At 69.6% G+C, this 17,575-nt stretch carries 19 protein-coding genes; 8 read left to right on the top strand and 11 right to left on the bottom strand.

Going from position 1 to position 17,575, the window contains the following annotated elements; translation table 11 throughout:
• Positions 1–25 precede the first annotated feature (25 nt).
• From CDO44_RS24650 to CDO44_RS24640, 3 genes are all read right to left on the bottom strand, one after another.
• A complete protein-coding gene (locus CDO44_RS24650) occupies positions 26–796 on the bottom strand; it encodes an SAM-dependent methyltransferase (protein ID WP_087782872.1) in 771 nt (256 codons plus the stop codon).
• A gap of 50 nt (positions 797–846) precedes the next feature.
• On the bottom strand, positions 847–1,809 hold the full coding sequence (locus CDO44_RS24645) for a LysR family transcriptional regulator (RefSeq protein ID WP_087782871.1): 963 nt from the start codon (positions 1,807–1,809) through the stop codon (positions 847–849).
• Between the two features lie 79 nt (positions 1,810–1,888).
• On the bottom strand, positions 1,889–2,665 hold the full coding sequence (locus CDO44_RS24640) for an enoyl-CoA hydratase/isomerase family protein (protein ID WP_087782870.1): 777 nt from the start codon (positions 2,663–2,665) through the stop codon (positions 1,889–1,891).
• A 157-nt stretch (positions 2,666–2,822) separates the two neighbouring features.
• On the opposite strand from CDO44_RS24640, the gene CDO44_RS24635 reads away from it, so the two are divergent.
• Both CDO44_RS24635 and CDO44_RS24630 read left to right on the top strand, forming a co-directional pair.
• A complete protein-coding gene (locus CDO44_RS24635) occupies positions 2,823–3,410 on the top strand; it encodes a carboxymuconolactone decarboxylase family protein (protein ID WP_087782869.1) in 588 nt (195 codons plus the stop codon).
• On the top strand, positions 3,392–4,243 hold the full coding sequence (locus CDO44_RS24630) for an amidohydrolase (RefSeq protein ID WP_233146333.1): 852 nt from the start codon (positions 3,392–3,394) through the stop codon (positions 4,241–4,243). Before CDO44_RS24635 ends, CDO44_RS24630 begins: the two co-directional genes overlap by 19 nt.
• Positions 4,244–4,249: 6 nt before the next feature.
• On the opposite strand, the gene CDO44_RS24625 is transcribed toward CDO44_RS24630, so the two are convergent.
• Both CDO44_RS24625 and CDO44_RS24620 read right to left on the bottom strand, forming a co-directional pair.
• On the bottom strand, positions 4,250–4,864 hold the full coding sequence (locus tag CDO44_RS24625) for a glutathione S-transferase family protein (RefSeq protein WP_087782867.1): 615 nt from the start codon (positions 4,862–4,864) through the stop codon (positions 4,250–4,252).
• An 11-nt stretch (positions 4,865–4,875) separates the two neighbouring features.
• Positions 4,876–6,105, bottom strand: coding sequence for a CaiB/BaiF CoA-transferase family protein (locus CDO44_RS24620; RefSeq protein ID WP_087782866.1), 1,230 nt, complete (start codon positions 6,103–6,105; stop codon positions 4,876–4,878).
• 286 nt (positions 6,106–6,391) lie between these two features.
• Between CDO44_RS24620 and CDO44_RS24615 the strand changes: the two genes are divergently transcribed.
• The 4 genes from CDO44_RS24615 to CDO44_RS24600 all read left to right on the top strand — a co-directional run bounded on the left by CDO44_RS24615 (position 6,392) and on the right by CDO44_RS24600 (position 10,371).
• Entirely contained in the window at positions 6,392–7,423 is a 1,032-nt protein-coding gene (locus tag CDO44_RS24615) for a ketopantoate reductase family protein (RefSeq protein ID WP_233146332.1), read from the top strand.
• A 115-nt stretch (positions 7,424–7,538) separates the two neighbouring features.
• Positions 7,539–8,519 (top strand): tripartite tricarboxylate transporter substrate binding protein, encoded by a 981-nt coding sequence (locus CDO44_RS24610; protein WP_158213429.1) that lies wholly within the window; start codon positions 7,539–7,541, stop codon positions 8,517–8,519.
• Between the two features lie 21 nt (positions 8,520–8,540).
• The gene (locus CDO44_RS24605) at positions 8,541–9,827 is read left to right on the top strand and encodes an aconitase family protein (RefSeq protein WP_087782864.1); all 1,287 of its coding nucleotides are present in this window, start codon (positions 8,541–8,543) and stop codon (positions 9,825–9,827) included.
• Positions 9,828–9,840: 13 nt separating this feature from the next.
• A complete protein-coding gene (locus tag CDO44_RS24600; RefSeq protein WP_087782863.1) occupies positions 9,841–10,371 on the top strand; it encodes a 3-isopropylmalate dehydratase in 531 nt (176 codons plus the stop codon).
• Positions 10,372–10,404: 33 nt separating this feature from the next.
• On the opposite strand, the gene CDO44_RS24595 is transcribed toward CDO44_RS24600, so the two are convergent.
• Positions 10,405–11,037 (bottom strand): glutathione S-transferase family protein, encoded by a 633-nt coding sequence (locus tag CDO44_RS24595; RefSeq protein WP_158213428.1) that lies wholly within the window; start codon positions 11,035–11,037, stop codon positions 10,405–10,407.
• Positions 11,038–11,206: 169 nt separating this feature from the next.
• Between CDO44_RS24595 and CDO44_RS24590 the strand changes: the two genes are divergently transcribed.
• Entirely contained in the window at positions 11,207–12,076 is an 870-nt protein-coding gene (locus CDO44_RS24590; protein ID WP_087782862.1) for a fumarate hydratase, read from the top strand.
• Between the two features lie 28 nt (positions 12,077–12,104).
• Positions 12,105–12,731 carry a fumarate hydratase C-terminal domain-containing protein gene (locus tag CDO44_RS24585; protein ID WP_087782861.1) on the top strand — a complete coding sequence of 209 codons (627 nt, stop codon included), beginning with the start codon at positions 12,105–12,107 and terminating at the stop codon, positions 12,729–12,731.
• A gap of 3 nt (positions 12,732–12,734) precedes the next feature.
• Here CDO44_RS24585 and CDO44_RS24580 read toward each other — a convergent pair whose 3' ends face one another.
• The 5 genes from CDO44_RS24580 to CDO44_RS24560 all read right to left on the bottom strand — a co-directional run bounded on the left by CDO44_RS24580 (position 12,735) and on the right by CDO44_RS24560 (position 17,568).
• Positions 12,735–13,382: a flavin reductase family protein gene (locus CDO44_RS24580; protein WP_087782860.1), complete on the bottom strand. Its 648-nt coding sequence runs from the start codon at positions 13,380–13,382 to the stop codon at positions 12,735–12,737.
• A gap of 49 nt (positions 13,383–13,431) precedes the next feature.
• Positions 13,432–14,409 (bottom strand): tripartite tricarboxylate transporter substrate binding protein, encoded by a 978-nt coding sequence (locus CDO44_RS24575; RefSeq protein WP_233146331.1) that lies wholly within the window; start codon positions 14,407–14,409, stop codon positions 13,432–13,434.
• Positions 14,410–14,558: 149 nt separating this feature from the next.
• Entirely contained in the window at positions 14,559–15,530 is a 972-nt protein-coding gene (locus tag CDO44_RS24570) for a tripartite tricarboxylate transporter substrate binding protein (protein WP_087782858.1), read from the bottom strand.
• A 45-nt stretch (positions 15,531–15,575) separates the two neighbouring features.
• Positions 15,576–16,712, bottom strand: coding sequence for a CaiB/BaiF CoA-transferase family protein (locus CDO44_RS24565; protein WP_087782857.1), 1,137 nt, complete (start codon positions 16,710–16,712; stop codon positions 15,576–15,578).
• A gap of 1 nt (position 16,713) precedes the next feature.
• Positions 16,714–17,568, bottom strand: coding sequence for a CoA ester lyase (locus tag CDO44_RS24560; protein WP_087782856.1), 855 nt, complete (start codon positions 17,566–17,568; stop codon positions 16,714–16,716).
• Between the last annotated feature and the right edge of the window lie 7 nt (positions 17,569–17,575).

Below are 17,575 nucleotides of genomic sequence, written 5' to 3'. Positions count from 1 at the left end.
GCGGATGGAACGGCGGAGCCGGGCGTTATTGGTAGTCGCCTCGCGGATGCGCCAGGAAATCGCCGACGTAGACGAGGTGCTCGAACGGAAGCTCGCGGCGGCTCGCCACTTCCACCAGCGTATCCAGCGTGGCGCGCAGGACCTCCTGCTTGGCGGCGTTGCCCGCATGGCAGACGATGGCCACCGGCGTATCGCCGGGATAGCCGGCGCGCAATTCCTCCACGACCCGGCCAAGGTCCGTCTTCATCGTGAACAGCACGAGCGCGCTGCGGCTCTGGGCGAGCACCGAAAGGCGGTCGCTGCCGGCATAGCCGGCGTTCGCATTCTTGCCCAGGCTCAGGATCACGGACTGGCTCGTGCTCCCGCCGGTAAGGGCGCAGGCCAGCGCGGCATTGGCCGCCGCGAAGCTCGAAATCCCCGGGACGACCTCCGGCTGCAGGTCGCGGAAGGCGTCGAGATAACCGACTTGCGGGCCGTAGAGCGTCGGATCGCCGAAACTGAGCACCGCCACCGTGCCTCCGGCGGCGATGCAGTCGCGTATGGCCGTCCGGCGCCGGCCCTCCTCCGCATCGACCGCCTCGGGTGTGTCGCGGCGGCGCGCCATGGGTGTGAACAAACCGTGCCCGGCCTCCATGAAAGGCTTGCCGGCCAGTTGGCCGGCGTAGCGCACCGGCGCATCGCCGGGGCCGAGCACCAGGTCGGCGGCGCGCATGATGCGATCGGCGCGCAGGGTCAACTGGTCCGGATCGCCGGTGCCCAGGCTCACGAGATAAAGCTTGCCGGTGTCGGTCGGCATCGGCGCCTCCTGCGTTGTCGATAAGGGTGGGTGCACAGAATGGCCGACGTTCAGCGGCTCGTCCGCCACATTCCGTCGCGCGCCATTCTCTCGACGATCTCGCCGATCAGCGCGGCGATGGCGGACACCGCCTTGCCGGGGCCCTTGGTCTTGGCGAAGACCAGCGCCACGGTGCGCTGGAACGGCGGATCCACGATGCGGGCGGCCTGCACGTCGCCGTTGGCGACCTCGGTCCATACGGCGTGCAGCGGCAGCACGGTATAGAGCCGCTCGCGCGCAACCAGCGAGGCCTGCAGCGGCAGCGAATCGGCTTCGATCACGGGCGCCAGCGTGATGTGCTCCTGCCGCGCCATGGAATCGAGCGCGGTGCGCAGCCCGTTGGGCGCGCTGGGCAGGATGAAGGGAAGCTCGTGCAGGCTCCGGAACGGCACCTCTTCCTGCGCAGTGAGGCGGTCGCCCGCGGGCCCGATCAGGTAACTGTCGACAGTGGCCAGGCACTGCTCGTGCTCGGGCAGTGTGCCGCCGTACCGGTACAGGATGCCGATGTCGACCCGGGCATCGGCCAGCCATTCCTCGACCTGGCCGCTGGAACCCTCCAGTACCTTGAGGCTGACGCCGGGGTAGCGCGCCCGGACCTCGGTGAACAGCTGCCCCACGAGATGGTGGCCGATGGACGGCAGCGTGCCCAGCGTGACGCGCCCGCTGGCGTCGCGCGCCTGCTCCCGGATCTCGTTCTCGAGCTGCTCGGCATCGGCCAGCAAGGCCCGCACCTGCGGGAAGATGCGCTGGCCCACGTCCGACAGCTCCACCCCCCGGCCGGTGCGCACGAACAGCCGCGTGCCGCACTCGCGTTCGAGCGCGTTCAGTTGCCGGCTCAATAACGACTGGTTGCTGTTCAGGAACAGGGCGGCGCGGGTAAGGCTGCCCAGTTCGCCGATGGCGAGGAATGCCCGCCATTTCTGCAAGCTGGCGGTCACGTCCAGCTGGATACTGGTGGCTTTCGGATGCTGCATCGCAAACGGCGCTCGTCCGGGAAAAGAAGACGAGTTTATACCCGCCCGCTCCCGGCGGGACGCCCTGGAGAGCCGTGCGCTACCGGCCCTTGAACACCGGCGCGCGCTTTTCGCGGAACGCGGCCTGCGCCTCGGCGGCATCCTCGGTGGTGGCGATGATCGCCGTCATGTCCTGCTCGTAGCGATAGCCGTCGCGCAGGCTCATGTCCTCGATGGTGTTCAGCGTGTGCTTGCCCATGCGCGTGGAGACCGGGCTCTTGGAAGCGATGACGCCCGCCATCTCCATGGCGGCGGGCAGCAGGTCCTCCGGCGCCGTGCAGGCCTCGACGATGCCCAGCCGGTAGAGTTCGGCCGCCGGCACCCGATGCCCCGTCAACATCATGCGCCGCAGCAGCGAATGGGGGAACAAACGCATCGCATGGCGGCATCCGCCCAAGAGGCCCACGTCCACTTCGGGCAGGCCCAGGGTGGCGCGCTCGGAAGCGATCAGCACGTCGGCCGAGGCGACCATCGCCAGCCCGGATCCCAGCGCCGGTCCGTTGATCGCCGCCACCACCGGCTTGGCGCATTCGCGGATGGCGTGGAAGCACTCGCGGGTGCGGCGCAGGTGCGCGGGCAGGTCGCCGGGCCCCTTGATTACATCGGCCCGGCCTTTCAGGTCGGCGCCGGCGCAGAACACCTTCCCCGCGCCCGTCAGCACGACCACGCGGACGTCGGGCGTCTCGGAGATCCAGTCCAGCGCGGCGGTCAGTTCGTCGTTCAGGACGCGGGTCAGCGCGTTGACCGGCGGGCTGTCCAGAGTCACCAGCGCGATGTGGCCGTCTATCCGCAGTTGCAGTTGCTTGTATTCGTTCATGGGAAGGTCGTGGTCGAAGCGACGAGGCAGGATACGCAGCGAGTCTAGGCGCGCGCGGCGCCCGCGCAAAGGCGGGCCGGGTCAAGGCTGCTATGCGCCCCGCGCCATAGCGCCGCCGCGCGTGGCGTCCGATAATGCGCCCAGAAGAGAGGAGCCCATGCCGAGAATCGACCTGCCCACGCCCGAAACCATGAGCCCGGAACAACGCCGGGTGCACGATAAAGTCGTCGCCGGCAAGCGCGGCCGGCTGCGGGGGCCGCTGCGCGCCGCGCTGTACAACCCCGAACTGGCCGAGCGCTGGTCGGCGCTGGGCGAACTGCTGCGCTACGACACCACGCTGCCGCCCCGGCTGTCGGAGCTGGCCATCCTGGTCACGGCCCGGGCCTGCCATTCCCCCTTCGAATGGGCGGCCCACCGGACCGAGGCCGAGAAGGCAGGCGTGGAAGCCTGGATCATCGAGGCCCTGTGCGAACGCCGCATCCCCGACGAACTGGCGCCCGACGACGCGCTGGTGGTGCGCTACGCCAGCGAGCTGAATGCCCACCGGTCGGTGTCCAACGCGACCTACGCCGCCGCGCTGGCGCGTTTCGGCGCGCGCACGGTGGTGGAGCTGACCGCGCTGGTCGGCTACTACACGCTGGTGGCGATGACCCTGAACGCGCACGAGATTCCGCTGGAGCCCGGCGTGGTCGCCGCCTTCCCGCTGCCCCAGGACGACGCGGCGGCATGGGGCCAGGCGCGATGAGCGGCGATGCGCGACAGGCTCCCACCCCGATCACGGGCTGGGACTGCCATAACCACCTGCTGGGCCCCTATGATCGCTTCCCGCTGGCGGCCGAACGCAGCTACACGCCGCCCGAGGCGCTGGTCGCGGACCATTCGGCCATGCTGGCCGGCCAGGGGCTGTCGCATGCGGTGCTGGTGCATCCCAGCGCGTACGGGGAAGACTACTCGCTGCTGTTCCACGCGCTCTCGACGCACGACCACTTGCGCGGCGTCATCGTCGCGCGACCGGGCACGCCCCTGGATCTGGCCACGCTGCGCGGGCGCGGCGTACGCGCGCTGCGCTACAGCCATCGCAGCGGCGCGGCGGGGAATTTCGCCGGCAGCGCCTCGATCGACGACCTGCGGCAGATGGCCTCCGCCGTCGCCGACGCCGGGCTGCACGTCGAGCTCTGGACCGACTGCGAGGCGCTGCCCGGCATCGCGCCGCTGCTGGCCAGCCTGCCCTGCCCGGTCGTGATCGACCACATGGGAAGTTTCGACGTACGGGCCGGCACGGAGGATCCCGGCTTCCAGCAATTGCTGCGCCTGCTGGCAGACGGCAAGGCATGGGTCAAGCTGTCGGCCTATCGCAGCCTGCTGAAAACGCCGGACATGGAGCCCGGACGCCCCTTTCACCGCAAGCTGCTGGAAGCCAATCCCGACCAGCTCGTCTGGGGCAGCGACTGGCCCCACATCCGCATCGATCCGTTGCCCGACACGCGCAAGCTGTTCGACACCTTCCGCGCATGGACCGGCAGCGAGTCGCTGGTGCGCAGGATCCTGGTCGACAACCCGACCCGGCTCTACGGCTGAAGCGTCTCATCCCTCCAGCACGGGCTCGGTGCTCCGGAACGATGGCCGGGCTGCGATCCGGGCATGCCACGCGGCCAGTTGCGGTGCGCGCTCGCGCCATTGCAGGAATGCAAAGCGGAAATCCATGTAGCCCAGCGCGCAGCCGAGGCCGATGTGACCGATGCCGAACGGCGCGGACTCCAGCGCCCGGGCTTCGCTTTCCAGCTGGCGCAGCGCCGCCTCGGTCTTGATCCGGAACGCGTCGATGAGCGCATCCGACCGCTGGCCATCGCCGCGGTCGGCCTCGTTGCGCCACAGGATGAGGACGTCCAGCAGGCCGTCGGCGAAGGCATGCCAGCGCAGGGCCCGCCACTTCTCCTCGCCCCGCGCCGGGAACAGCCCGCCGCCGGCCAGCGCGTCGAGGTATTCGCAGATGACGGCCGAATCGAACAGCGCCGATCCGTCGTCCAGCACCAGCGTCGGGATCTTGCTCAGGGGATTGTCCCGCATGATCTGCGGATTGGGCCGGAGCATGGCCGCGACCGAGCGCACCCGCTCCACGCGGTCGTCCAGCCCGAGTTCCTGCAGGCAGACCATGACCTTGCGCACGTAAGGCGACTTGGGAGACCAATGCAATTTCATGCGCGTCCCCCTCAGATCGCGCCCGCGGCGCGCAGCGCCTCGATGCCGGCGGCGTCGTAGCCCAATTCGGCCAGGATCTCGGCGCTGTGCTGGCCGAGCGTGGGCGGGGCGGCGAGGTCGGGCAACGCGGCATCGGCGAACCGCATGGGGCTGGCGACCTGAGGCACCTGGCCGCCGCTGGGATGGTCGATATGGCGCAGCATCCCGCGCGCGATCGTCTGCGGCTCCTCGAACACTTCCGCCACCGTGTTGATCGGCCCGCACGGCACGCCGGCGCGATCCAGCAGCGCGAGCAGGCCGGCGCGGTCGCGGCGCGCCAGCACTTCGCGCAGCATCGCCGACAGCCGGTCGATGTTCCGCACGCGCTGCGCGTTGGTGGCGAAGCGCTCGTCCGCGGCCCACTCCGCATGTCCCAGCGCTTCGCACAGCTTGCGGAACTGGCCGTCGTTGCCGACGACCAGGATGATGTCGCCGTCGGCGCACCGATAGACGTCCTGCGGCTGGATGTTGGGGTGGGCGTTGCCGTTGCGCCGCGGCGGCTTGCCGGACACCAGGTAGTTCATGGCCTGGTTGGCCAGGGTCGCCACCTGCACGTCGAACATGCCGATGTCGATGTACTCGCCTTCGCCCGTTTCGTTGCGGCGGGCCAGCGCAGCCAGTACCGCCACGGCGGTGTACATGCCGGTCATCAGGTCGACGATGGGCACGCCCACCTTCTGCGGACCGCCGCCGGGCCGGTCGTCGCGTTCTCCGGTCACGCTCATCAGGCCGCCCATGGCCTGTATCAGGAAGTCGTAGGCGGGCTGATCGCGGCGCGGCCCCGTCTGGCCGAATCCGGTGACCGAGCAATAGATCAGCCTCGGGTTGAGCGCCCGCAGCGATGCCTGGTCGAGCCCGTAGCGGGCCAGCGTGCCGACCTTGTAGTTCTCCAGCAGGATGTCGGCGCGCATGGCCAGCTCCCGCACGATGCGCTGGCCCTCGGGCGTGTCGAGCCCGATCGTGATCGAGCGCTTGCCGCGGTTGACCGCGAGGTAGTAGCCGGCCTCCTCGGTATCCTGCCCCTGCCCGTCCTTCAGGAAAGGCGGCCCCCAGGCGCGGGTGTCGTCGCCGCTGCCGGGACGCTCCACCTTGATGACGTCGGCGCCGAGATCGGCCAGGGTCTGGCTGGCCCACGGCGCCGCCAGGATGCGGCTCAGGTCCAGGACTTTGACGTGCGACAGCGGGCCCGTCGTTCGATGCATACATTCCTCCGCGTGCGCGCCGACGGCCGGACGAGCCTCATCCGTCCGCGCCTGTCGCCGCTGTGCGGACTCTAGGGGCCCGACGCCCGCTTGCCTACTGCCTGGGCCGGCAAGACTGCAATGCGTCCATGCGCATAACGCCGTCCATGGTCCGCTATATCCGCCGGGCACAGGCAGAAATGCCTGCCGGGTGCACCACGCGCGCGACAGGGGCCGGAATAATGGAGCGAGAGCGGGCTGCCGCCGGCGGACTCGCAGCCCCCCATATCCGCAGGAGACATCACCGATGGACAACGCCCAAGAACGGACCATGCCGGCTCCCGGCCGCCTGAGGATAGGCATCGCCGGAGCGGGCGCCATCGGCGGATTCCTGGCGGCGCGGCTGGCCCTGGCGGGCAACGACGTCAGCGTGCTGGCGCGAGGCGCCACGCTGCGCGCGGTGAACGAACGGGGCATACGCCTGGACAGCGGCGGCGTGGAATCGGTGGCCCGGGTGCGCGCCAGCGACGATCCCGGGCGGCTGGGCGTGCAAGACCTGGTGATACTCGCGGTCAAATCGCCCTCGCTGCCGGCGCTGGCCGACCGGCTCGCGCCGTTGCTGGGGCCGGACACAGTCGTGCTGCCCGCCCTGAACGGCGTGCCATGGTGGTTCTTCCAGCCAGGGGGCGGCCCGCTGGCGGGACATCGCCTGCGCGCGGTGGATCCGGAGGGACGGCTCGAGCGGGCCATTCCCGCCGATCGCATCCTGGGCTTCGTCGTTTTCCCGTCCTGCTCGTGCCCGGAACCCGGCGTGGTGGTCCACGCATCCGGATCGCGGCTGGTGGTGGGCGAACCGGGCGGCGGGTCCAGCCCGAGGGCGCAAGCCGCGGCGCAGCGCCTTGCCGACGCCGGCTTCGACGCATCGGCCAGCCCCAACATCCGCGGCGTGGTCTGGGAAAAACTGCTGGGCAACGCCTGCTTCAATCCCGTCAGCCTGCTGACGGGCTCGGCCACCGACCTCTTGATCGACGACGAGCGCGTCAACCGCCTGTTCCAGGCCATGATGCGGGAACTCCTGGCGATGGGAGAAGCGCTGGGCCTGCCGCTGGCCATCTCGCCTCCCGAGCGCCTGGCGGTCACGCGCAAGCTGGGGCACGTCAAGACGTCGATGCTGCAGGACGTGGAGGCCGGCCGCGCGGTAGAGCTGGACAGCATCCTCGGCGCCGCCGTGGAGATTGCCGGCGAGCTGGGCATGCCCGCGCCGCTGCTCGAGACCGTCTACGCGCTGGCGCGCGTGCGCGCCGAACGGCTGGGCCTCTACACCTCGCCCGGCCGTTAACGCGCACGCCATAGCAGCTTTGCACCGCGGCGCCTATCGACGCCGCGGCACGCCCGATACCATGCCCGGACATCGACAAGACGCGGCGGCACCGCCCGCCGAAGAGGAGACTGCCATGCGCGCCAGACGCCTTGCGGCATGCCTGATCGCAAGCTGCACCCTGGGAATTTTCTCGGCACCGATCCTGGCGCAAAGCGCCTCCTGGCCCACCCGGCCGATCCGCTTCATCGTGCCCTTCCCGCCCGGCGGGCCGACCGACACCTACGTGCGCACCATCGCGGGTCCGCTGGGCGAGGCCCTCAAGCAGCCCATCGTCGTCGAGAACCGCGCCGGGGCCGGCGGCTCCATCGGCACCGCGGCGGTGGCCAAGGCGACGCCGGACGGCTACACGATGGGACTGGGCGCGGGCGGCGCGCTGATGGTGATGCCCCACCTGATGAAAGTTCCCTATTCGGTGCAGCAGGACTTCACCTACGTCTCCAGCCTGGCGCAGGTGCCGGCGGTCATCGCCGTCAACGCCAAGTCCGGCATCACCAATATGGCGCAGTTCCTGGAGCGGGCCAAGAGCCACCCGGGCAAGATGAACTACGGCAGCGCCGGCACCGGAACCATGGTCCACCTGGCCGGAGAGCGTTTCAAGCGCGCGGCCGGCGTCGACATCGTGCACGTGCCCTACGCCGGCGCGGCGCCTGCGATCACCGATCTGCTGGGCGGACAGGTCGAGTCCATGGTCTCGGACCTGACGCCCATCCTGCCTCACGTCCAGGCCGGCACCGTGCGGGTGCTGGCGGTCACCACGGAAAAGCGCACGCCGCTGCTGCCCGACGCCCCCACCCTGGTCGAGCTGGGCTATCCCAAGGTCGTGCAGGCGACCGAGTACGGCGTCATCATGCCGCCCGGCACGCCGGCCGCCATCGTCGATCGCGTCCAGCGGGAACTGGCAACGATCATGGCTACCCCCGAAGTGCGCAAGGCTTACGAGCAGATGGGCTCGCTTGCCGTCTCGAGCTCGCCCGAGCAGTATCGCAAGAACGTGCTCGCCAGCTACGAGTTCTGGGGCCAGTTCATCAAGGAAACCGGCATTTCGCTCAACTGATCGGTCCAATAGGAACTTGCCATGCCAGCCTCCACCGGCCAGACCATCGCCCAGAAGATCCTGGCCCGCGCCGCCGGCCGGGAGACCGTGGCGCCGGGCGAATACGTCAATTGCGTGCCGGACCACGTGGTCACCCAGGAGATGGTCTGGCCCATGCACAAGCGCAACCTGGAGAAGATAGGCGCGACCTCGTTCGCCCGGCCCGAGAAAGCCATCATCGTCATCGACCACACGCCGGCGGCCGCCACCGGTTCGCCGCACGCGGCGACGCACCACATGCTCAAGCAACTGACGCGCGACTTCGGCGTCGACAACTTCTACGGCCCCAACACCGGGCTGCGCCACCTGGTGCTGGTCGAACGCGGCTTTGCCCGGCCCGGGTCCCTGGTGTTTTCGGACGAAGGCAACATCGCGTCGATCGGCGCGGTCGGCGCCCTGAACATTCCCATGTCCACCGACGTGCTGGCGCCGTTGCTGAACGACCGGCACTGGGTGTGCGTGCCGCGCACGGTACGCATCGAGCTGGTGGGCAGCCTGCCCTTCGGCGTGACCGGGCGGGACCTGGTCCAGGCCATCATCCGCGACCACGAGGAACAGGGTACCTTCCTGCAATGCTGCGTCGAATACGGCGGGCCGGCGCTGGCGCAGCTGAGCCTGGACGACAGGCAGGCCATCCTGGCCTCGACCTTCCATACCGGTTCGGACACCGCCATCATGGACGTGGACGCGCGCGCGCTGGACTACGTCGACGAACGCGCGGACGGCCGGCCCTACCAGGTGATGCGCAGCGACCCGGACGCGGACTACGCGGCGGTGCTGACCTACGACCTGTCGCAGCTGACGCCCATGGTGACCGTGCCGCCCACGCAAAGCGGCGCGGTGGACGTCGCGCGGGTGGCGGGCCGGCGCATCGACCAGGCCGCCGTCGGGTCCTGCGCCAACAACCGGCTCGACGACATGCGGGCGGCGGCCGCCGTGCTGCGCGGCCGCCGGATCGCCCCGCACGTCACGATGTACATCTCGCCCGGCAGCCAGAACGTCTACGCCGCGGCCGCGCGCGAAGGGCTGCTCGAGGTGTTCGCCGAGGCTGGCGCCACGGTGCTGTCGCCCGGTTGCAATACCTGTTGGGGCTACCTGGGCGTGCTGAGCGGCGAGGACGTCTCGATCACCACCCACCAGTTCAACTACCAGGGCCGCAACGGCAGCACCCAGGCCTCGGTGCACCTGGCCTCGCCTTATACGGTGGCGGCATCGGCCGTGGCGGGAGAGATCGCGGATCCGCGCCCGCTGCTGGCGGGCAGGCTTTGAGGAGCGGCACGACATGAACGAAGCATCCTCCGTGCGCACCCTGCGGGGCCGGGTCTGGAAATTCGGCGACCAGGTCTGCGGCGACGATGGCATCATCGAATTCGCCGCGGTGCGGGACGGCTTCGGCAAGCCGTTCGACCTGGACGCGCTCAGGCAGATGTGCTTTCGCCAGCTGCGGCCCGAGTTCCCGTCGCAAGTCCGGCCGGGCGACATCGTCGTCGGCGGCAAGAACTTCGCGCATCACAACCACGTGGAAGTCAGCGTCGCCATCAAGGCCTCGGGCATCGCGGCCGTGCTGGTGGAGTCCTGCGAATCGGGCTTCATCCGGCGGGCGCTCAGCCAGGGGCTGCCGATACTGCTGGTTCCAGGCATCACGCAGGCCGTGGCCGATGGCGACGTAATCGGCGTCACGCCGGCCACCGGAGAGATCGAACTGGCCGACGGCCGCGTCATCCCGTCACCGCCGTTCTCGCCGCAGATGGTGCGGATCTGGGAAAGCGGCGGACTGGTCAACGCGCTGGCGAGCGAGTTCGCCGCGCGCTAGCTTCGACGGCGGGGATGAGGACTTCTGTCGGCACTAACCTGGTTTTTGCAGGCGCGGGTCGAACTGCACGGTCCGGCGCAGGGATTCGCGCTCGGCCATGCTGTCGGCCCAGGCCGACAGGCGCGGCCGCGTGGCGCGCCACTGCAGGTCGGCAAACCGGAAATCCGCGTGGCCGACCCCGACCGCCACGCCCAGGTGGCCGATGTCGAACTCGCGACGGTCCAGCTCGTCCACCGTGGCTTCGAGCGCGTCCAGCGTAGCCAGCGTCTTGGCACGGTAGGAGGACAGGTGCGCCGGCGACTGGAGCGCCGGATCGCGCCCCCGCTCGTTGTTCCACAGGATCAGGATGTCGGTCAGCCCGTTGCCCAGCGCATGCCAGCGCAGCGCTTCGAGGCGCTGGTCGAACTCACGCGGGAACAGCCGGCCCTTGCGGCTGTGGTGGTCCAGGTATTCGCAGATGACCAGCGAGTCGTACAGGGCCACGCCCTCGTCGGTCACCAGGGTGGGTATCTTGCCCAGCGGGTTGTCGCGCTCCACGTCGGCGTTCACGGTCGACAGCGAGACGATGGACAGCCGGGTCTGGATGGACGCGTCCAGCCCGGTCTCGATGGCCGCCGCCATGACCTTGCGCACGTAGGGCGAACGGGTGGACCAATGCAGCTTCATGCGCTCCTTCCGTCGAGACATTGCACGTGCCGGCCAGTATATCCACCACGGTTCCGGACAGACGCCCGCAAAGCAGGTGTGCCGGCCGGGTGATAGCAGCGGCCCGGCCGCGTCGTTATAGTCCGGAGACCAGGAACGCGCGCGCCCCGACGCGCCACAGGGGAGACAGATGGCCATCAGCTACGACCTCGTGCGGTCGGTCAGCGCCCAGCTCTACGAACGCGCGCTGAAGAAGATACCCGAGGACACCAAGGCGGCGCTGCGCGAGGCCGAGCAAGGCGAGCGCAACGAGGTCGCGCGCGGCACGCTGCGCATCATGCTGCAAAGCGCGGATGCCGCCGAGGCTCGCCAGCACTTCGTCTGCTCCGACTCCGGCGTCCCGGTGTACTTCGTCGGCATCGGCACCGCCGCCCGGCTGGAGGGCGACATCAAGCGCGCCTTCGCCGACGGTTTCGACGATCTGGTCGCCGCCATCCAGCCGCCGCTGCTCGCCCACGTGACCAATCCCCTCACCAACGAGCGCGGCTACAAGGGCAAGGACATGCCCATCGTCACTTTCGACCTGATCGACGGCGCCGACTACGTGGACATCACCTGTTCGCCCAAGGCGCTGGGCTCGGGCCGCTGGGCCGCGCTGGAGATCTTCACCTTTCCCAGCCTGGAGACCATCGAGCGCTACGTGATGGAGGTCATCCTCAAAGCCGGGTCGCAGCATTGTCCGCCGGTGGTGATCGGCGTGGGCATAGGCGGCACGTTCGACTATGCCGCCAAGCTGGCCAAACAGGCCACGCTTCGGTCCATCGGTACGGTCAACCCCGAGCCCGTGCTGGCCGCCATGGAGGATCGCCTCAAGGAAGCGGCCAACGCGACGGGTTTCGGCCCCATGGGCACCGGCGGCGACAGCACGGCGATGGCCGTGCACGTGGACTATGCCTCGGGCCACGGTTTCACGCCGGTGGCGGTATGTTTCAACTGCTGGATCAACCGCCGCACCCGCGCCCGCATCCATGATTCGGGCCGCGTGGAGATCATCGAATGACTGGCCGTCATGACAAGGACCCGACACCGTGAGCACCGTCCACGAACTTGAGTTGCCGCTGAGCGAAGAGGCGGTCCGGTCGCTACGCGTGGGCGACCAGGTCCGGCTGCATGGCGAGGTCGTGCTGTGCGCCGGCATGACGACGCATGAACGGCTGATGGAACTGCTCGACCGTGGCGAGGCGCCCCCCATCGACCTGAAGGACGCCGCGCTGCTGCACCTGGGCAGCTACAGCCGGGAAGCCGGCGGCCATTTCGAGGTGCTATACCTGAACCCGACGACGAGCACGCGATTCAACGGGTTCATGCCGCGGTTGATACGCGGATTGGGGTTGCGGGTGGCGGGCGGCAAGGGCGGGCTGGACGCTCGCAGCGTCGAGGCGATGCGGGAGGCGGGGTGCGTCTACCTGTCGTTCCTGGGGGGTGGATGCACGCTTCTATCCGAGGCGATACGGGAAGTGGTGGCGGTGCACTGGAACGACCTGGTGCACCACTACCGGCTGGTGAAGCTGCGGGTGGAGGGGCTGGGCCCCGCCACGGTGGGGATCGACGCGCAAGGCAACAGCCTTTACGGCGACCTGGCGGAGACGGCCCGGGAGCGGTTGCCTGAGATACTGGCCCGGTTGGATGAGCGGCGGAGTTCCGCCCGGGATTGAGCTCTAAGGTCTGGGGGCTGGATCAGGCTCCGCGCCGGGCTGGCGTTGGAGCATGGGGCGGTGGAAGATCTCGCCCAGCGCGGCGTAGAACGGGCCGCCCAGGCGGGCCACGGGGCGCATGGCGGCGCTGTTGACGCGGCGGCCGTCGTAGATGTCGGGAGACAGGTGGAAGGCGACGACCTGCCCGATGTAGAGGGTGTTATAGCCTTCGCCCAGGGGGATGGCCTGGTCCAGGCGGCATTCCATCTGGACAGGGGTGGAAGCGATGCGGGGCGGCCGGACATGGTGGCTCGGAAGGAGCGCGATGCCCAGGGCTTCGGGCTCGCTGATCTCGGGCGGGTACTCGGCCGCGCTGGCATGCATGGTCTCCAGGTCGGCCTCGGTCGAGACGTTGACGACGAACTCGCCGGTTTCCACGATATTGCGGGCCGTGTCCTTGAGCTCTCCGTCCAGCGTCGAGATGTTGACGGCCAGCATGGGCGGCCGGCTGGCGACGTAATTGTAGGAACTGAAGGGGGCGGCGTTGACCCGGCCGCTCCGATCCTGGGTGGTGATCCAGGCAACGGGACGCGGCACCACGCATCCCACGACCAGTCGATAGGCGTCCGCGGGATCGAGGCCGGGGACGTCGACGCGAATGAATTCTTTCATGTTCTCCGCTTCCGGGCGCGGCGCGAGGAAGGCGCCGCGCCGTGGTGTTTCATTTGGCCAGCATGTCCAGGGCGCCCAGCAGTTCCGTCATCGCGGTCTTGTCCTTCTGCGCGAAGGCGGTGACTTCCGAAGGCGTCATGTTGTCGATGCTGCCGTCCTGCTGCGCCAGGAAGCGCTGGTGTTCCGGCTCGGCGTTGATCGCCGTCAGCGCCGCGCTCAGCTTCTCGATGATAGCCGCTGGCGTGCCGCGTGGCGCGGCCAGGGCGTACCAGGTGGAGACCTCGTTCCAGTTCTTGATGCCGGCCTCTGTCATGGTCGGCACGTCGGGCAGCAGCGAGGACCGCTTGGCGCCGGTATAGGCGATGGCCTTGAGCCGGCCGTCCTTGACGAAGGGCAGCACGGGCGAGGCGCTCAGCATGCCCAGCTCGACCTGGCCACCGATCAGGTCCTGCAAGGCCGGGGCGGCGCCCTTGTAGGGAACGTGGGTGATCTCTATGCCGGCGCGGCGGCGCAGCAATTCCCCGGCCAGGTGGGTCGGGCCGCCGGTGCCGGCCGACGCGAAATTCAGCTTGCCCGGCTGCTTGCGCGCCCGGTCGAGCAGGTCCTGCATGGTGTTGATGCCGAGCTTGGCGTTGGCCACCAGGACCACGGGCTGGTTGGCCACCAGCCCGACGAGTTCGAAGTCCTTCAGGCCGTCGTAGGTCACGCGCTCGATCAGCGGGCCGACCACCATGCCGGGCGAAGTGCCCATCAGCAGGGTATAGCCATCGGGCTTGGCGCGCGCCACGTAGCCGGTGCCGACCATGGCTCCGCTGCCCGCCTTGTTCTCGACGACCACGGGCTGGCCCAGGCGCTCCTTCAGCCGGGATGCCAGTTCCCGGGCCAGCGTGTCGGCGGGGCCGCCCGGCGCGTAGGGATTGACCAGGGTGATCGGCCGGCTGGGATAGTCGGACTGGGCGTGGGCGGCGGGCAGCAGCAGGGCCGTGGCCGCCAGGCCTCCGAGCAGGATGGCGAATGCGCGTTTCAAGGTCGTCTCCATGGCTTATGGTTGTCCGCCATCCGGCCGCCTGCGGCCATGGCGCTGCGACCCACTATAGAAGCGCGCCCTTCCCCATCCCAGGACCGGAGAAGGCAAAGCTGATATGTATGGCGGCGCAACCGGCGCCGCCGTGGAGGCTATTCCGCCTGGATCCCCGCGTGCCGGATCTGCGCGCCCCATTCCTCGTACTGGGCGCGCACGAAGCGCTGGAACTCGTCCCCGGCCAGGAAGTCGGTTTCCATGCCCATGCCGCGCAGGCGTTCCCTGACCTCCGGCTTGTTCAGCGACAGCTTCAACTGCTCCTGCCACCACTGCACCGCCTGCGCCGGCAGCCGCGCCGGCCCCGCCACGCCTATCCAGCCGGTCAGATCCAGCCCGGACAGCCCGAGCTCGGCGGCGGTGGGGACACCGGGCAGGATGGTGGAGCGCTTGTTGGACACCAGCGCGACCGCGTGCAGGTTGTGCGCGCCGATCTGCGGCAGCACGGCCCCCAGGTCGGAGGAGACGAAGTCGACCCGGCCGCCCAGCAGGTCGGTCACCGCCGCGGGCTGCCCTTTGTAGGGCACGCTCAGCACCTCCATGCCGGCGGCGCGGCTGAAGGCGGCCGAAGCGACCTGGCCCGTGCCCGAGCCATAGCCGGTGGCCAGCGATTTCGGCTTGGCGCGGGCGGCGGCGATCAGGCTTTTCGCGTCGGCGTAGCCGCCCGCCGCGCGGGTCACGACCACCACGTCGAAGCGCACCATGCGGGCCACCTGGGTGAAGTCGGCCAGCGCGTCGTGCTTCTGGATGGCCTTGGACAGGAACGGCCCCGAGGAACTGGTGGCGCTGGAACTGGGCATCATGGTGTAGCCGTCCGGCGCGGCGCGCGCCACCGCGTCCACGCCCAGCGCACCCAGCGCCCCGGCCTTATTCTCGATGACGATCACGGCGCCGGTGCGGGCGCGGATGTCGTCCAGCACGATGCGCGACACGTTGTCGATGGAGCTGCCGGCCGGAAAGCCGATCACGAAGCGTATGGTCCTGCCCGCCTCGGGATAGGACTGGGCCTGCGCGGGCATCCAGGCCATGAGGGCGGCGCTTGCCAACCCCAGCGCGATCACCTTCCGCATAGAAGTCTCCTCTGTCGTCCCTCTGGTCAACGCGATGCGGCCGTCCTAGCCGCGCAGCACTTCGTCGGTATGCTCGCCCAGGTTCGGCGCGTGCCGCCGGATGTCCCCCGGCGTTGCGCCAAAGTGCACGGGAATACCGGCCTGGCGCAGGCGGCCCTCGGTCGGATGGTCGCATTCGCGCCAGAAGCCGATTGCCGCCAGATGGGGATCGCGCAGCAGATCGTCGAACGCGTTGACGGGCGCGAAGGGAATGTCCGCCGTCGCGAGGGCATCCAGCCATTGGGCGGTGGTCCGCGTGCGCAGCGTGTCCTCGACGTACCGGTACAGCTCGGGGAAATGCCGGCTGCGATCCCGGGCGGTGCGATAACGCGGATCGTCCGCCATGCCGGGATCGCCCGCCAGGGCGAAGAAGCGGCGCCACTGGGCGTCGGTGTAGGGCACGACGCTGAGGTAGCCGTCCCGGGTGGCGAACGGCCGCCGGTACTCGTTGAGCAGGCGCGCATAGCCGGCCGGACCCTCCGGCGGCACGAAGGTCCGGCCGGCCAGGTGTTCGGGCGCGAGAAACGCCACCATGCATTCGAACATGGGCACCTCGACGGCCTGCCCGGCGCCGGTCCGCTCGCGGGCGTACAGCGCGCAGGCGATGGCATTGGCCACATAAAGGGCGACCACCTTGTCGGCGACCACCGAATTCACGTAGCGTGGCGCCTGCCCGCCGGCGCCTCCCTGCAGCCACGCCAGGCCGGATACCGCCTGGATGGTGTCGTCGATGGCCGGCCTGCCGGCATACGGCCCGCGCTCGGAATAGCCGTAGCAGACGCAATGGATGAGCCGGGGAAAGCGCCCGGCCAGAGAGGCATGGTCCAATCCCAGCCGGCGCAGGGCCGGCGCGCGCATGTTGGACACGAAGACGTCCGCCTCCTCGAGCAGCGCGACGAGCTGTCGCCGGCCGGCCTCGGTCTTGGCGTCGATCACCGCACTGCGCTTATTGCGGTTCAGGTTCAAGTGCGCGTGGCTCATGCCGGGATGGCGCTGGGGCGTGACGTGGCGGAACACGTCACCCTCGGGCGGCTCGACCTTGATCACGTCGGCGCCCATGTCGCCCAGCATCTGTGTCGCCATCGGCCCCATGCCCACGGCGCTCATGTCCAGGATGCGTACGCCGTCGAGCGGGCCGGCCATGTCATTCCTCCCCCAGCAGGCGCCGCGCCAGCCGCAGGTGCGGCCGGTCGATCATCTTGCCGTCCAGGTTCAGCGCGCCGGCGCCGGGATGGGCATCGAACGCCGCCACCACCGCCCGGGCCCACTGGAGCATGGCCGCGTCGGGCGACATGAGCGCATTGATGGCATCCACGTGCCTGGGATGAATGGCGAGCTTGCCGACGAAGCCGTCGCGCACGGCCTCGCGGGTTTCCTCGGCCAGCACCTCGGGCGCGTCAAGATCCACGCACACGGTATCGACGGCGCGCACGCCGGCAGCGGCCGCGGCCATCAGGCACAGGGAACGCGCCAGCCGGAACGGTTCGGTGTAGCGGCCCGCCGCGCGGTTGGCCTGGGCGCCCACGTCGGCGGCGAGATCCTCCGCGCCCCACGACAGGCCCCAGAGCCTGGGCGTGGCGCCGGCATAGTCGTGCAGGCCGAACAGCGACCGCGCGGTCTCGGTCGCGATGGCCAGGATGCGGACATCGCCCGCCGGCAGGCCCGCCATGGCCTCGCAGGCGTCGAGGTAGTGCGCGGCCCGCTGAAGATCGGCGCGGCCCGCGCACTTGGGCAGCACGATGCCGAACGGCCGCCCGGGCACGACGGCGGCGAGGTCCTCGAGCGCGACGCCGCTGTCCAATGCGTTGATCCGCACCCATAGCTGCTTGCCGGCGGGCGGCCGGTCCAGCATGCCGCGCACCGTATCCCGCGCCGCCGGCTTGGCATCGGGCGCCACCGAGTCCTCCAGATCGAGGATCAGGGCGTCTGCGGAACTCGCGGCGGCCTTGTCGAACTTGCGCGGCGAATCGCCGGGCACGAACAGCATGGAGCGGATCATGGCGGAC

Origin of the sequence: Pigmentiphaga sp. NML080357 (genome assembly GCF_002188465.1) — a bacterium.
Classification (GTDB): domain Bacteria; phylum Pseudomonadota; class Gammaproteobacteria; order Burkholderiales; family Burkholderiaceae_B; genus Pigmentiphaga.
Note: the sequence above shows the minus strand (reverse complement) of the source record. Positions and strands in the feature narration are given on the sequence as shown.

What these genes read in the sequence shown, in the direction of transcription:
- CDO44_RS24650 (WP_087782872.1), bottom strand. Translation starts at nt 796, where the DNA reads ATGCCGACCGACACCGGCAAGCTTTATCTCGTGAGCCTGGGCACCGGC.
- CDO44_RS24595 (WP_158213428.1), bottom strand. Translation starts at nt 11,037, where the DNA reads ATGAAGCTGCATTGGTCCACCCGTTCGCCCTACGTGCGCAAGGTCATG.
- CDO44_RS24645 (WP_087782871.1), bottom strand. Translation starts at nt 1,809, where the DNA reads ATGCAGCATCCGAAAGCCACCAGTATCCAGCTGGACGTGACCGCCAGC.
- CDO44_RS24640 (WP_087782870.1), bottom strand. Translation starts at nt 2,665, where the DNA reads ATGAACGAATACAAGCAACTGCAACTGCGGATAGACGGCCACATCGCG.
- CDO44_RS24630 (WP_233146333.1), top strand. Translation starts at nt 3,392, where the DNA reads ATGGGGCCAGGCGCGATGAGCGGCGATGCGCGACAGGCTCCCACCCCG.
- CDO44_RS24590 (WP_087782862.1), top strand. Translation starts at nt 11,207, where the DNA reads ATGGCCATCAGCTACGACCTCGTGCGGTCGGTCAGCGCCCAGCTCTAC.
- CDO44_RS24580 (WP_087782860.1), bottom strand. Translation starts at nt 13,382, where the DNA reads ATGAAAGAATTCATTCGCGTCGACGTCCCCGGCCTCGATCCCGCGGAC.
- CDO44_RS24605 (WP_087782864.1), top strand. Translation starts at nt 8,541, where the DNA reads ATGCCAGCCTCCACCGGCCAGACCATCGCCCAGAAGATCCTGGCCCGC.
- CDO44_RS24600 (WP_087782863.1), top strand. Translation starts at nt 9,841, where the DNA reads ATGAACGAAGCATCCTCCGTGCGCACCCTGCGGGGCCGGGTCTGGAAA.
- CDO44_RS24560 (WP_087782856.1), bottom strand. Translation starts at nt 17,568, where the DNA reads ATGATCCGCTCCATGCTGTTCGTGCCCGGCGATTCGCCGCGCAAGTTC.
- CDO44_RS24620 (WP_087782866.1), bottom strand. Translation starts at nt 6,105, where the DNA reads ATGCATCGAACGACGGGCCCGCTGTCGCACGTCAAAGTCCTGGACCTG.
- CDO44_RS24565 (WP_087782857.1), bottom strand. Translation starts at nt 16,712, where the DNA reads ATGGCCGGCCCGCTCGACGGCGTACGCATCCTGGACATGAGCGCCGTG.
- CDO44_RS24635 (WP_087782869.1), top strand. Translation starts at nt 2,823, where the DNA reads ATGCCGAGAATCGACCTGCCCACGCCCGAAACCATGAGCCCGGAACAA.
- CDO44_RS24570 (WP_087782858.1), bottom strand. Translation starts at nt 15,530, where the DNA reads ATGCGGAAGGTGATCGCGCTGGGGTTGGCAAGCGCCGCCCTCATGGCC.
- CDO44_RS24625 (WP_087782867.1), bottom strand. Translation starts at nt 4,864, where the DNA reads ATGAAATTGCATTGGTCTCCCAAGTCGCCTTACGTGCGCAAGGTCATG.
- CDO44_RS24610 (WP_158213429.1), top strand. Translation starts at nt 7,539, where the DNA reads ATGCGCGCCAGACGCCTTGCGGCATGCCTGATCGCAAGCTGCACCCTG.
- CDO44_RS24615 (WP_233146332.1), top strand. Translation starts at nt 6,392, where the DNA reads ATGGACAACGCCCAAGAACGGACCATGCCGGCTCCCGGCCGCCTGAGG.